This is a genomic window from Cesiribacter sp. SM1 (assembly GCF_020178975.1).
Taxonomy (GTDB): Bacteria; Bacteroidota; Bacteroidia; order Cytophagales; family Cyclobacteriaceae; genus Cesiribacter.
The window spans coordinates 126571-141585 of the sequence record NZ_JAHXBU010000089.1; the positions used below are offsets into that span (position 1 = coordinate 126571).

The window sequence follows — 15015 nt, forward strand, 5'->3', positions numbered from 1 at the left end:
GCATTCTGTTCATAAGCAGCACAAAGAATAGAATCCTCTTGACGAAATAATGAAGCCTGCTGTACAGTTGTCTATTTCAGGCTGTGATACTGTAATGCCTCCTATCATAAAAACCTGAAGTTATAACTGATGGAAGGAAAAGCACTGCCCAGCACCGACAGCTTTCTGGCTGTGCCGTACTGATTAAAGAATATGGAATAGGCATTATTTCTGCCATACACATTGAAAACAGAGAACACCCAGTCTCCCCGGAAACCAGAATTCTTTCCTTGTTTTCCTTCAAGCGTCAGCGAAAGATCCAAGCGGTGATAGTCAGGAATACGATACTCATTTCTTTGTGAAAAATGCAATACGGCCAGGTAATCATCGTAATTGAATTTGGAAACAGGTATGGTAATTGGCCGGCCGGTGCTGTAGCTAAAGTTTGATGAAAACATTACCCTGGGCGCCAGCTGGTAGTTTAACACCACCGAAAGATCGTGTGGCTTGTCGTAAGGGGCCGGATAATAGTCTCCCCTATTGATGGTCATGAGCTGACTGCCAGAAATGAACTTTCTAAGGCTCCTGGAGTAGGTGTAGGCAATCCAGCCACTGAATTTCCCGGCGTTTTTACGCACCAGCACCTCCAGGCCATAAGCCACTCCCCTGCCACTAAGTAAACCTGCTTCCAGCTTTTCATTCAGGGTTATGTCGGCACCATCTATGTAATCAACAGTGTTTTCAATTTCTTTGTAGAAGCCTTCGAGCGAAAGCTCCCACCTGTTGCTGTTCAGGTTTTTAAATAGTCCTATTGATCCCTGGTTTGCAATTTCGGGCTCCAGATAAGGACCGCTGGCAATCCAGTAATCCTGTGGGGTGGCCGAGGCTGTATTGGAGATCAGGTGCAGGTACTGAAGTGTTCGGAAGTAGCTCGCTTTAAGGGAGGTACTTTCATTGAGCAGGTAACGTACAGACAAGCGCGGCTCCAGACCACCGTAATCCTGGATGATGTCTCCGCTGCCGTAATGCACGGTATCTGATATTGCAGGGTATCTTCCCTGAATGTTGTTATAATCAAAGGTATAGATAGCATCAGACCCCAGTCGGAAAAAGTGTGAATACCTAAGTCCTGCAGAAATGGCCCATTTTTCCGAAAGATCCACATCTGCCTGCCAATAAGCAGCCGCCTCCACTACATGCTGATCATTAATGTCTATTGGTACTGCATTGCTGTTGCCTGCCCGGGGAGCCAGCTGTCCGGGTTCGATGCGGGTGTTACTGGCTTCTACTCCAAAGTTGTACTCTATCCTCCCCTCGCTGCGGTGAGTAAGATCGTACCGCAGCCATAGGTTGTTTACGGCATTCCGGTATACAAAGGGCTCTATCTTGTCATCGCTGCTTATTTCGCTGGAGTACTGGCTGCCGGAAAGAGTTAATGCAGCAATCAGTGCATCGCTAAAGGTATGCTCCCACCGTAAGGATGCATTAGTAGTTTGCCAGCTGATGGTTGAATCGCTAGCCAGCCGGAAATCATCATAGCTTCTGTAGCCGGAGAGGCTGATGCTGTTGTTGGGGTTGATCTGGTAAAACGTTCTGGCAGTAATGTCGTGAAATTTGGCCGAGCTGTTCATCAGCTGTATGTCATCTGTTGCTTTCAGCAGCCAGTTACTATAGGAAATTCTGCCACCTATGATGTACGAAGCTTTATTCTTGAGTATAGGACCCTCTACGCTAAGCCTGCTGGATATAAGGCCAATGCCACCCTTTACCTGGTGCCGGGCCAGGCTGCCGTTCCTGAGCTTTATGTCTAGTACAGAAGAAACACGTCCGCCAAAACGAGCAGGGCCACCTCCTTTGTATAGGGCTACATCGCTTACTATATCTGGGTTGAAGGCTGAAAAAAATCCGAAAAGGTGCGTAGGATTGTATATCATGGCACCATCCTGTACAATCAGGTTCTGTCCTGTTTCGCCACCGCGCACGTTAAAGCCCGAAGACAACTCCCCTACTGTGCTTACGCCCGGCAAGGTTGTTAAGCTCTTGACCGGATCTACCTCTCCCATAAAAGTGGGCAGTTTTTTAATTTCTTCTATACCCATTTTTTCAATACCGGGCACCATGCTCTGGATGTTGTGATCTTCGCGTTCTGCGGTAATGGTTACACTTTCCAGTTCGCTAATGTCCTGGAGCATATTAACTTTAAGTTGCTCTGTTTGTCCGGAAGGGCTGAAGCCTACAATGAGTGTAGTGGTTTCGTAGCCTACATAGCGCATTTCAATCTTGTAAATACCGGGTGCTACTTTTAACTGAAAAGAACCATTTGCATCCGTAAGTACGCCTGCTGCAGTTCCGGGTATCACCACCTGGGCTCCTATCAGTGGCTGTTTGGTGTCGCTATCGGTCAGTACTCCTCTGATGGTCTGCTGATCTGTTGGTTTAAGCGCTAAAACAGCAACACTTTCTTTACTGTCTGCTAATTCTGCTGCCTCTGCCTGTTCTAAAATAAAATATGTGCCGGGGTTAGCCCTTACCAGCTTAAGCTTATATTGGCCTAGCAGCAGGTTCAGGTAGGTATTAAAGTATGTTCCATTTGTAACCCCAGATACCGTAACCGGGGCAACTACTGCCTTTTCAAAGATAAAATCAATCCCATGCTCCTTTTCCATCTGTAGCAGAAATTCGCTAAGAGGCTTACCATTCACGGTCTCATCAATCTTAATATTTTTGATGCCCTGTGCATTCGCCTGTAAGGTGCTGATCAGAAAAAAAAATAGAAGGTACCTGTATTTCATAAGGGGTATGAGCGCTCTGGCAAGTTACTGAAAGAATTTACCGGGGTATGTGTGCTTTTGCTGCCTGGCTCTTAACAAAATCGTTACTAAGCATGTAACAGCAGCTGGCATGTTAAAATAGTAAAAACAATAAACAGCACACGCAGAAAGTGTGATGGCTGGTTTAAAAAAGATATAACCGGGAGTGGCTTCTCTAATGGCAGCAGCGCTTATCAGGCAACAATCAGGATGCCGGTATCTAAAAAAAGAAAGAGGCTGCCTCTTTCGTGACAACCTCTTTCCTGTAGAACAAATTAAGTTTATTAGTCTATCACTAACGTACTGGAAGTGATATCGCTGTAGTTGCCAGCTCTGTCCTGTGCCATGTAGTAAACTACATATTCACCGGCCGCAAGACCAACGCTCGTTCTTGCAGGAGTAACAGCATTGAGGTTTAAGGAACCAGAGGCAACGCCCTGCATCTCCATAAACGCTTCTGCATCTTCAGGCGCTTCATCATCGCTTTCCAGAATCAGGTACATGCCGGTCCCAGCTTCGTCAGAAGAAAAAATGATAACAGCAGCACCATCGCCAGCCGTTGCATTTCCAAGCAGCACCTCCGGCGTTTCATTGTCTACGATCAGGTCTGATTCGTAGTTTACCAGCGTGAGGGGGTGCCCGGCAAGATCCATGATGTTATCAAGTTCAACATCTACCTCTCCGTTGCCTTCTCCATTAACAGTATATTCATAAGTATATACTAATGGATCATCAGCCGACTGAACCAGTGTATCTCTCTGAGCTTCTACACCTGCACCAGAAAAAGTAACATATAAAGCACTGTCAGCTCTATCTGAAAAAGTTACTTCTTCGCTAAAGTTTACTGTTACAGTAACAACCGTGCTGTCATTTACCAGGTCTTCAGAGTAAGAAACATCTGCAACAGGCAAAACATTATCTACACGGTACAGCTGCACCATTACACTGTCTAATGTATCAGAACCAAAAGTTGGGGTAGCAATAATGTTTCTGAACATGGCCCGTGGTGTACCATTACCTTCACCAGCAGTATAGATGGCATAGTAGTTCTGAGCATCTACTTTGATCAGATCTCCTAAGCTTCCTGACATAAAATCAGAGATATCCTCGTTCATCAACAACTCAGGATCCTTGGCCAGAGGCGTGGCAAAGTTAAAGAAAACAGTATCTGAAACACCGTTTCTCAATACTAAGGATACAGTATCCATAACGCCACCTCTGTATAGGCTCCGCTCATTATACGTTGTTGTTACTGCTGGTTCAACATTCTCAACAGTGATGTTGTATTCACGTGTATCTCTGCCGTTAGTAACTACAAGCGTTACATCGCCAACTTCTGTAAACTCAAGTGTTACGGTATTTCCGCTTGTACCACTGGTAATGGTAGCAGGGCCTGTAACCGTCCATGTGTAACTTTCAGGATTACTGATGTCGCCAATGGTGTACTCCTCTTCATCACCGGGAGCCACGTGTTCCGGACCAGCTAAATTAATGCGGTAAGGCCCTGTGAACTCATCCATTTCATGATCATCACACGATACTGCAAACGCAGTTAGCAGGAATATAAAAGCTATATATATTCTATTTTTCATTATGTATCGATATTAAAGTAGTTGTTACAATAAAGGCTGGAGTGTATCCCAGAATATAGTTGAACCAACTACATCACCTCCTTCTAACCTTGATGCGGCAGCAGTATAGTTAGGATTGTTGAGCTGTCCTTCTTCCAGCGGATAAGTAAATCGCAATGGAATATCGGACATATCCATATCCTCAGGAGGAGTTAAAGCTACGAAATCAAGCCTTCTCCAGGTGCTCCATGCCTCAAAGCCTTCGTTGTAAAGTGCCAGCCACAGCTGCAGACCAATCTTTTGTCTCCAGTCGCCAGGCGCGGTAGTATAATTAACTTCAGGCTGAGCTATGTAAGCAGCTGCAGCGGCATCAGATAAGCCCCACTGGTTGAAAGAAGCTTCTATTCCTGCATGATAGTGTTCTGCAGCACTGCCACTCACGCTATAACCACCTCTTTCGGCAGCCTCTGCCTGCAGAAACTCAACTTCTGCATAGTTCAGGAGCGTGCTTGGGAAATCGGGCTGGTGCAGGGCATCACCTATTTGAGTATTGGCACCATAGTTATTTGCACTACCATAAACACCACCCTGGTATACACCTTCACCCAGATTTTGCCTGAAGTAGGCTGCTCTTCTGGGATCTTCCAGATCGTTCATGATATCAACCAGTGTGTTCGCTGCCACAAAGTCGGCACGGCCGCTCAGTACCAGGTCTTCATAGATTGGGTTGGTGTTAGGTGAAGCACCCAGGTACGCCAGAGATGCATTATCAGCATTGCTTTCAAATACACCGCCTGCCAGGGCATTGTTCACAATAGATACAGAAGCAGCAGGATCAACATCGGCCAGGCGCATACCCAGTCTTAACAACAGGGAGTTGCCGAATTTCTGCCATTTTTCCATGTCACCAAAATACATAGGATCCTGGTTTGCAGGGAAGCCTGGCTCTTCTGGATTGATGGAAGCAGTTGCAGCCTGCAGGTTTTCAATTACACTATTGTAGATGGTGCGTGCATCGTCATAAACTGGCTCCAGGTTGTCAGGATCCAGTGCCTCAGTATAGGGCACATCGCCGAACACGTCTACCAGCACATGATAGTTGTAACCAATCATGATGTCCAGTGCAGCAAGTCTGTTTTGCAGCACTGCTTCATCTATACCGGATGTACCAGATTCAACCTGCGCAACTGTTAATTCGCGTGCTTCCTGGAATTGTGCCAGGGCATCTCTGTAAACACCTCTCCAGAAGAAGAAAGGAATAGAGCGTGTTACCAGGTTATACTGGCTTTCATCCGGGTAAGTAGTCTGCGCCCAGTATTGTGCATACAGGTTAAACGGATTATTGTTCACACTGATACTGGCCATGTTGTCATGGGTCTGGCGCAGGCCTTGTGCAAACAAAGAGGTTGGATCTACCTCTGCAGGATTACGTTGATCCGTATTCAGTTCCTCTAATCGATCATCGCACCCTATAAAAAACAGGGTAAGTATTGATATATATAGTAATCTTTTCATGTTTCAGTTATCGAATATTATAGTCCAACTTCAACCTTGAAACCTACTGTACGAACGGTAGGATAAGAACCTGACAGGTAACCCTGTGCTGGTCCGGCACCTAGGCCTGATTCAGGGTCGGCATAAGGCACGTTCTTGTGAATGATCCACAGGTTTCTACCTACCAGAGACAAGTCTATTCTGGAGGCAAACTTACCGATCAGATCGGAAGGCAGGCTGTAAGTCAGTGACAACTCACGCAGTTTCACGTAAGAAGCATCATATACGGTCATCTGGCTTGGGTTTCTAACGGCATTACCCCAGTAGAAAGCACCACCATAGTAGTCTGCACGTGCATATACCGCATCTTCGGCAAGCGGATTGAAGTTAGGCACATAGTTACCTTCTTCAGTTAAAATATAGCCCGGGTTAAATACTCCGCCGTTTTCAGATAATGGATTTCTGATTGGAGCACCTCTTTCGTTAGTACCAACTGTATTTGCGAAAATACCAGTACCCTGTCCGTAGTGCATATCCAGAGAGTATACATCACCACCTCTTTGAATATCAATCAGGAAGCCCAGGTTTAATCCTTTATAAGAAAGGTTATTGTTGATACCCATGATATAATCAGGGTTAGGATCACCAATAATCTGGTCGGCAACGGCAGCATAATAACCATCCTCAGTTAAAACTCTCTCACCATTATGGTACTGGTAACCTGTACCTCTAAGTACACCAAATGGCTGGCCAACAGTAGCGTTAGCAGTTACACCACCCTGGAAGTTTGCAATAACATAGTTCTGAGGACCAGTGCCTTCTGCAGTATTCAGGTCAAGCACTTCGCTTCTGTTTCTGGTTAAGTTAACTGTAGCATTGTAACGGAAATCAGAAGTACGTATAACATCACCACCAAGTACCATCTCTATACCTTTATTTTGGATAGTACCGGCATTGATGAACTTAGAGCTATAACCAGTAGCAGGCGACACACCTACGCTAAGCAATTGGTTAGAGGTTTCTCTGTTATAGTAAGAGATATCGAAGTTAAGCCTGTTTTTGAAGGCATTACCCTGCAGACCAAACTCATATTCTGCTGTTTTTTCAGGAAGCAGTTCCTGGTTGTTCTTGGTCCAAGGCAGCCTGGTAAGAATGGTGTTGCCAAAGTTATCTTCACGCTGGTACACATCATATACGCGAAGGGCTCTGGTGTCGTTACCTACAGTACCGTAGCTTGCTCTAACTTTTCCGAAATCCAGCCAGTCGGCATCAAGCAACTGTGAGAACACAAAGCCTAAGCCTAATGACCAGTAATCGTACTGGTTGTTTTCTACTGGTAAAGCTGAAGAAACGTCGATACGGTAGTTACCATCCAGGTACAGGAAGTCGCGGTAGCCTATGTTAGCATTGGCAAAGTAACCGTATACTTCTTTCTCCCACAGATATGTGAAAGGGAATGGGTTGCTCGATACTGAGTTGCTCAGTGAATACAAGCCTGGTACAGCCAAACCACCGCTGGTAGATGCCTGTGTAAAGTCGTAACGCTCACTTCTTAAGTTAAAACCAACCAAGCCAGCCAGCGAGAAATCTTCGTTCAGATCTCTGTTTACATTAAGTACCGCATTGTAGTTGTACTCAGAGTTTGCGATAACAGTTCTGTCGTAGCCAGAAGGTTCATCTGTGCTGTTTACACCAAACTCGGTAGGCACACTACCCACAGCACGTCTTTCTTCTCTTACTTCGTTGTAGGTATCCAAAGATCCGCTAAGATTCAGCGACAGCCAGTCATTAAACTTATAGTTTACACCTAATCTGGTCAGGAAGCGGTCGCGGTAATCTGAGTTGAAGTTTTCGTAACGGGTCCAGTATGGGTTATCCCAGAAGATAGGCGTTAGGGGATCTTCGTAATTACCTGGGTTCCAGGTGTAGTTACGGCCTGTTCTTCTGTAAATATCTTCAAGTTCTTTGATGTCAACGTTAGTCTGCCACCACTGGCGGAAATTAGCCATCAGGTTATCGCCGTAACCGGTAGAGAAACGGCCAAGAACATCCTGACGGTTGTACTGGAACATTACATCGGCAGAAAGTTTGCTGGTAAGCTCAGTAGCTCCATTAAAGTTAATGGTGTGCTTGTTCATTGAGCTGTTTGGCATGATATCTTTCATATCCAGGTTAGTGTAGCTCAAACGGAAGCTTGATTTTTCGTTGCCACCAGCCAGTGCCACACTGTTGTTCCAGGTTCTCTGGGTTTCAAAGAATTCAACAGGTGAGTTTGCTCCGGCTACCCATGGACGCGCCTGACCATAATAAGGAGACTCAGGAACAAAGGAGTTCCACTGATATACATTCAGGTTTGGATTGAACTGAGCACCATAAGAACCATCTTCATAGGTAGGAACTACCCAGTCCAGCTGGCCGTCGCCATCTATGTCCTCTTCCAAGAAAGGACCATCTTCTCTCTGTCCATAAAAGAAAGGAGCATAACCTGCACCATACTGGTTCTGGTACTCAGCAAAAGTTGATCTGTCGATTCTACCCACAGTAAGACCACTGGTTACAGTAACGCCAATACCTTTTTTACCGGCACCTCTTTTGGTTGTAATCAGAATTACACCGTTCTGACCCCTTGAACCATAAAGAGCTGTAGCAGCAGCGCCCTTCAGGATTGACATGGAAGCAATGTCTTCCGGGTTGATATCTGCTGCAGGGTTACCATAGTCATAACCACGGCGGCCATTCTGCTGATTAAGTGAGTTGTTGGTTTCGTTGCTGATGGGTACACCATCTACAATAAACAGGGGCTGGTTGTTGGTAAACGATGAGTTACCCCTGATGGTGATGTTAGTAGAACCACCCATGGTGTTGTTGGTTCTGATGTTTACACCAGCCACTTTACCTGAAAGTGAGTTAATAAAGTTATCTTGCTTAACTTTAGTAACAGCCTCAGCATCAAGTGTCTGTTGCGAATAACCCAGAGAAGCTTTCTCTCTTGATACGTTCATGGCAGTAACCACTACTTCGCTCAGGGTTTCTACATCTTCTGCAAGCGTTACATCAATCACAGACCGGTTCTGTACCGGAATGGTCTGATCCGCAAAGCCCACAAAAGAAAAGACCAAAGTTGCATCACCTGATGGAACCTCAACCCTGTAACGACCATCAATGTCGGTTACAGCACCTGTACCTGTGCCTTGCACTTTCACAGCAACACCGGGAAGCCCTTCCCCGTCTGCCTTGGAGACTACTCTCCCGGTTACTGCCTGCTGTGCCCACGCCATACTTATGGCCATGAGCATCGCTAAGCTCAATAGTAAAATCCTCTTCATAAATGATTTGAACAAATTAAAAAAACATTAAAAAACAGTTAAATCTTTACCTGGCTAATCTAATGAAATTATATTTCACTAGTAAAACATGCTCCAAAATTTTACCTCTGAATATGAAAAAAATATAAATTTTCATACTTGAGGGGCAAATCATGCAAGCATAACTAAAAATTAATGTTGTTGTTTAGCCGCAACCTTACAAGATCTTAAATTCAATCCTGCGGTTTTGCCTGCGGTTCTCTTCTGAAGTATTTGGCAGCTGTGGCTGGCTTTGTCCATAGCCTTTTGCCCTAAGTCTCTGGGCGCTAACTCCGGCATTTACAAGCCACTGATACACCGCCCTGGCTCTTTTTTCTGATAATTGCTGGTTATAAGAGGCGTTGCCCACATCATCGGTATGCCCTGCAATCTCTATGCGCACCTCCGGATTCTGATCTAAAAAGTTAACCACCCGCTGCAATTCCGTTTCGCTCATGGGCTTTATTTCGTGCTTATCGGTATCAAAAAATATATTGCTAAGGCGCGTAATCATGCCACTCTTAACAGGATCCAGGTAAACATCCAGCTGCACTGGTTTTGGATTATTTCCTTGTCCAAAATCGAATGAAAGGCTCTTGAACAAATATCCGGGATGGCTAACGTACAGTGCATAAGGCGCCCCTTCTGTTAGCACCATGTAATACATACCGGTTTGAGAATCGGCACCTACCTGCTGTTCCATCTGCTGGTTTTCCAGGTTAAAGAGCTGCACGTCAGCACCAAGGGGCTTTTTTGTTTGGGCATCATACACCCTGCCGGTTACATAGCTGCTCCGGTTTTTAACCTGAGCCTCTGGCGGCAGCTGAAAAGTGAAGAGCTTGCTTGATACAAGCCGATCGCCCTGCTTTTCTTCATGGGCATAGTAGCCTTGTGTACCATCTGCCGATACAAAAAGCGATACCTGGTCCTTATTGGTGTTGATAGGATAGCCCAGGTTCCGAGGTTCCTGCCAGCTATTCTCCTGCTGTTCGGCCATATACAAATCATAACCGCCCATACCTAAATGGCCGTTAGAGGAGAAGTACAATGTACGACCGTTGGCATGAATAAAGGGAGAGATTTCGTCGCCGCGTGTATTAACAGGAGCACCAAGATTCTGGCTCTCCGTCCACTTGCCATCGTCGGTGCGCTGGCTCACCCAGATGTCCATACCGCCTTTACCACCCGGCCTGGTAGACACAAAATAAAGGGTACGGCCATCGGCAGATAGTGCCGGCTGCGATTCCCATTCCCTGGTATTAACGTTGGCGCCCAGGTTAAGGGGTTCACTCCAGGTATTGCCCGTTCTGGTGCTGATAAACAGATCGCAGCTGCCGTAACTGCGCCTGCCCTGGCAGGAGGTAAAAATTATTGTACGGCCATCAGCAGAAATGGTACTGGTGCCTTCGTTTGTTTGTGTATTTATGGCATCCGAAAGCGAATAAGGCTCACCCCATTGGCCGGCATCACCCAAGTTAGCCGCCATGATGTCTTCATCATAGGCAGGGCTTAAGCCTTCGCGGCGGGTAAAAATAAGGGTGCGGCCATCTACTGTCAGTACCGGAAAGTACTGCAGCACGTATTTATTTATTTGATCAGGGAGGGGCTTTGGATCGAATGGCAAAGGATTTTTTGTTTGCTCAATTGCAAATTCTGTTCCCTTTATCATATCATTAGCAGCGGCCAGCAGGGGCTTCTGCCGGGGGTTTGTTGCCAGGTATGCCTGCAGTTTCTCCTGCGCCTCCTGGTAGCGCCCCAGCTGCCAGTACATTTCGCCCAGGGCAAATAAGGCTTCGGGCGCAGGGCTTCCTTTTTTTGGATTAGCCGCTGCCTCCAGGTGCGCCACTGCTCTTTGCTGATTACCCAGTGCCCGGTAAGCAGTTGCCAGCCGCACACGCGCTTCCAGAAAGTCTCCGTCTCTTGCCACTGCATCTTCCAGCAGGCTTATTACCTGCTCCCACTGCCTGCGCACCAGGTAATTTTCGGAGGCTTCGTAGGCCTTAATGGCTTTTTTATTATTTGTAGTATAGGTAGCCGGGCGCTGGGCCAGGGCAGGCTCTATTACAAACAGGCAAATAAGGGCAGAGAGTAGCAAAAAGAAGTATCGCATTTAAACCTTATGGTATGTTCATGAATTTGTGCACCTGTAACGAGATCTGCCATTTCGGATTTTGCTTGATGTACTCAATGATTTGCGGCAGCATCTCCTGCATACGGCTCCATTCGGGCTGCAGATACAAACGGCAACCCTCCTTCACCCTGGCAGCATGTTCTTCGGCCCAGGCAAAATCGCTCTTGTTGTAGATGATGATCTTCAGCTCATCTGCAAAAGCATACACCTGTGGCTGTGGTGCTTTGAATTTTTTCGGCGAAAGGCAAACCCAGCTCCAGCGCCCGCTCATGGGGTGAGCACCAGAAGTTTCAATGTTTGTTTTAAATCCCGCATCCTGCAGCGCAGTTGTCAGCTTCTCCAGCGGGTGCATGAGTGGTTCGCCACCTGTAATAACGGCCAAACGCCCCGGATATTGGCTGGCTTCTGCTACAACTTCCTCAACGGAACGCTTTGGGTGCACTTCTGCATCCCACGATTCTTTTACATCGCACCAGTGGCAGCCCACATCGCAGCCCCCCAGCCTAATAAAATAAGCAGCCTGCCCCTGGCAGGCCCCCTCTCCCTGCAGGGTATAGAAGGCCTCCATCACCGGCAGTATGGCGCCATTGCTGGCTTTGTTATCTGTTTTATGTAGGGTTAACTTTTCCAAATCTCTTTCTTTCCTTCTCCTAATCCATTCCCCTGTCCTCTAAAAGAAAATGGCTTTATGTATTTATACCCCGGACTAAAGCCCGGGGCTGGTGAGGAGCTGCCAAATATCAATATCGGTGAACTTAGCAATAGTACAGAATCAGCCTTCTCCAGGCCTTACCAGAGCGCAGGACTGGCATCTTTGCCAATGCCAGCCCACTGCCCCTGTACTATAAACTACTTACGCACCTGCTGTACTTCACCAAAGTAACTACTTACCATATACAGCGCCTTTGGCTGCCAGCAGTGTGTTTTTGAGCAGCGAGGCAATGGTCATGGGGCCTACGCCACCCGGTACCGGCGTTATAAAGGCAGCCTTGGGAGCCACTTCTTCAAAAGCCACATCGCCCTTCAGGCTAAAGCCCGATTTTTTCGATTCGTCGGCAACGCGCGTAATGCCCACATCTATCACGGTAGCGCCCTCTTTTACCATATCGGCTGTTATAAAGCCGGGAATGCCCACTGCTACAATCAATATGTCGGCCCGGCGGGTGTAGCTGGCCAGGTCTTTGGTGTAGCGATGGCAAAGCGTAACCGTTGCATCACCGGGATAACCATCGCGGCTTAGCAGCAAACTGATGGGCGTACCCACAATAAGGCTACGGCCAATCACCACCACATGGCAGCCCTGGGTGGGTATGTTAAAACGGTTGATCATTTCAACAATACCATCGGGCGTTGCCGGCTTATAGGCTGGCAGGTTTGCCACCATCCGGCCGGTATTGATAGGGTGGAAACCATCCACATCCTTCGAGGGCTTGATGCGCTCCAGCACCTTATCTACCCTGATGTGCTTGGGCAGGGGCAGCTGCACAATAAAGCCATCTATGTTATCATCATTATTTAACTCATCAATCACATCCATGAGTTCCTGCTCTACGATGGTATCGGGCAGGCGCACAAGGGTACTCTCAAAGCCAACACGCTCGCAGGCTTTTACTTTATGGCTCACATAGGTTTCGCTGGCGCCATCGCTCCCTACCAGCACTGCTGCCAGGTGGGGCGCCCTGTGGCCCTTTTTCTTAAGTTCGGTTACCTGCTGGGCAATTTCGCCCTGAATAGTTTCACTTAGGGTTTTGCCATCAAGCAAATGGCCACGCTGATGCATTGTCATGTTATGCGAGAGTATTAAATATAGATTCAGCTATATGCTATAAAACAGTGCAGCTCTGGCATTTAGCCAAAGCTGCAGGTATTAGTCTAGTTTTAGTACAGCCATGAAGGCTTCCTGTGGTATCTCCACATTGCCTACCTGGCGCATGCGTTTCTTTCCTTTTTTCTGCTTTTCCAGCAGCTTGCGCTTACGCGAAATATCACCACCATAACACTTGGCAAGTACGTTTTTGCGCAAGGCTTTTACCGTTTCGCGGGCAATAACCTTGGTACCAATGGCGGCCTGTATGGCAATTTCGAACTGCTGGCGCGGCAGCAGCTCTTTGAGCTTTTCGCACAGGCGCTTGCCCCACTCATAGGCCTTATCGCGGTGTACGATTGCTGAAAGGGCATCTACTTTTTCGCCGTTCAGCATAATATCAAGCTTTACCATGGTAGACTCGCGGAAACCAAGCAGCTCATAATCCAGCGATGCATAACCGCGGCTGATGGTCTTCAGCTTATCGAAGAAGTCGAATACCATTTCGCTGAGCGGCATATCGAAGGTTAGCTCCACCCTGTCGCTGGTCAGGTACACCTGGTTTTTCAGCAGGCCGCGCTTGTCCATGCAGAGGGTCATGATAGAACCTACATATTCCGACTTGGAGATAATCTGTGCCTTGATGAAAGGCTCCTCGATACGATCTACATAGTTGGGCTCTGGCAGCTCACTGGGGGCATTTACAATGGCGCGCTCGCCATCTTTCAGGTAGGCATGGAACTGTACGCTGGGTACGGTGGTGATCACCGTCATGTCGAACTCGCGCTCCAGGCGCTCCTGTACAATCTCCATGTGCAGCATGCCCAGGAAGCCGCAACGGAAGCCAAAGCCCAGGGCAGCAGATGTTTCCGGCTCCCACACCAGGGAGGCATCGTTCAGCTGCAGTTTTTCCATGCTGAAGCGCAGCTCCTCATAATCGGTGGTTTCTACCGGGTAAATACCGGCAAATACCATGGGCTTTACTTCTTCAAAACCTTTGATAGGCTTGGTTGCCGGGCGTTCTCTGTGCGTGATGGTATCACCTACTTTTACCTCTTTGGCTACTTTTATGCCTGAGATCAGGTAACCCACATCTCCTGCCTTAATTTCTTTTTTCGGAGTCTGGGTTATCTTTAGCGTACCAATTTCATCGGCCTCGTATTCTTTGCCGGTAGCAAGGAATTTTACTTTATCACCCTGGCGGATGGTACCATTCAGTACCCTGAAGATTACCTCTACACCACGGTAGGAGTTAAACTGAGAATCAAAGATCATGGCCTGCAGCGGTGCTTCCGGATCGCCGGTTGGAGCAGGAACGCGCTCTACAATCGCATCCAGAATTTCCTTGATCCCAATACCCTCCTTTCCACTGGCCAGGATAATATCTTCCCGCTCGCAGCCCAGGAGCTCAATGACCTGGTCGGCCATTTCTTCAGGCATGGCGCCGGGCAGGTCAATTTTATTGAGTACCGGAATTATCTCCAGGTCGTGGCCCAGGGCCATGTAGAGGTTAGAAATAGTCTGTGCTTCTACCCCCTGTGAGGCATCTACAATCAGCAGCGCTCCCTCGCAGGCAGCTATTGAGCGCGATACCTCGTAGCTAAAGTCTACGTGGCCGGGGGTGTCAATCAGGTTCAGGATATACTCCTGCCCGTCTTTTATATAGTTCATCTGGATAGCGTGGCTCTTGATGGTAATACCACGCTCACGCTCCAGGTCCATATTATCGAGCAATTGTGCTTTCATATCCCGCTCGCTCACAGTCTGGGTAAATTCCAGCAGGCGGTCGGCCAGGGTACTTTTACCGTGGTCGATGTGGGCAATGATGCAGAAGTTGCGAATGTTTTTCATAGTTCAAAATGGTAGCACAAAAGTAGTGAAA

8 protein-coding genes are annotated in these 15015 nt (G+C 47.4%); all 8 read right to left on the bottom strand.

The features are described 5' to 3' along the window. Positions 1-104: 104 nt before the first annotated feature. The 8 genes from KWJ01_RS15665 to lepA all read right to left on the bottom strand — a co-directional run bounded on the left by KWJ01_RS15665 (position 105) and on the right by lepA (position 14984). On the bottom strand, positions 105-2771 hold the full coding sequence (locus KWJ01_RS15665; RefSeq protein ID WP_224997631.1) for a TonB-dependent receptor: 2667 nt from the start codon (positions 2769-2771) through the stop codon (positions 105-107). Between the two features lie 302 nt (positions 2772-3073). Beyond that, positions 3074-4381, bottom strand: coding sequence for a hypothetical protein (locus KWJ01_RS15670; RefSeq protein WP_224997633.1), 1308 nt, complete (start codon positions 4379-4381; stop codon positions 3074-3076). 24 nt (positions 4382-4405) lie between these two features. After that, positions 4406-5875 carry a SusD/RagB family nutrient-binding outer membrane lipoprotein gene (locus KWJ01_RS15675; RefSeq protein ID WP_224997635.1) on the bottom strand — a complete coding sequence of 490 codons (1470 nt, stop codon included), beginning with the start codon at positions 5873-5875 and terminating at the stop codon, positions 4406-4408. 17 nt (positions 5876-5892) lie between these two features. Next, on the bottom strand, positions 5893-9180 hold the full coding sequence (locus KWJ01_RS15680) for a SusC/RagA family TonB-linked outer membrane protein (RefSeq protein ID WP_224997637.1): 3288 nt from the start codon (positions 9178-9180) through the stop codon (positions 5893-5895). Between the two features lie 196 nt (positions 9181-9376). Further along, positions 9377-11308: an OmpA family protein gene (locus KWJ01_RS15685; RefSeq protein WP_224997639.1), complete on the bottom strand. Its 1932-nt coding sequence runs from the start codon at positions 11306-11308 to the stop codon at positions 9377-9379. 7 nt (positions 11309-11315) lie between these two features. Beyond that, the gene (locus KWJ01_RS15690; RefSeq protein WP_224997910.1) at positions 11316-11897 is read right to left on the bottom strand and encodes a 7-carboxy-7-deazaguanine synthase QueE; all 582 of its coding nucleotides are present in this window, start codon (positions 11895-11897) and stop codon (positions 11316-11318) included. Between the two features lie 315 nt (positions 11898-12212). Beyond that, positions 12213-13115: a bifunctional 5,10-methylenetetrahydrofolate dehydrogenase/5,10-methenyltetrahydrofolate cyclohydrolase gene (locus KWJ01_RS15695; protein ID WP_224997640.1), complete on the bottom strand. Its 903-nt coding sequence runs from the start codon at positions 13113-13115 to the stop codon at positions 12213-12215. 81 nt (positions 13116-13196) lie between these two features. Then, positions 13197-14984, bottom strand: a complete 1788-nt coding sequence (gene lepA, locus KWJ01_RS15700; protein WP_224997641.1) for a translation elongation factor 4 — start codon at positions 14982-14984, stop codon at positions 13197-13199. Positions 14985-15015: the final 31 nt, after the last annotated feature.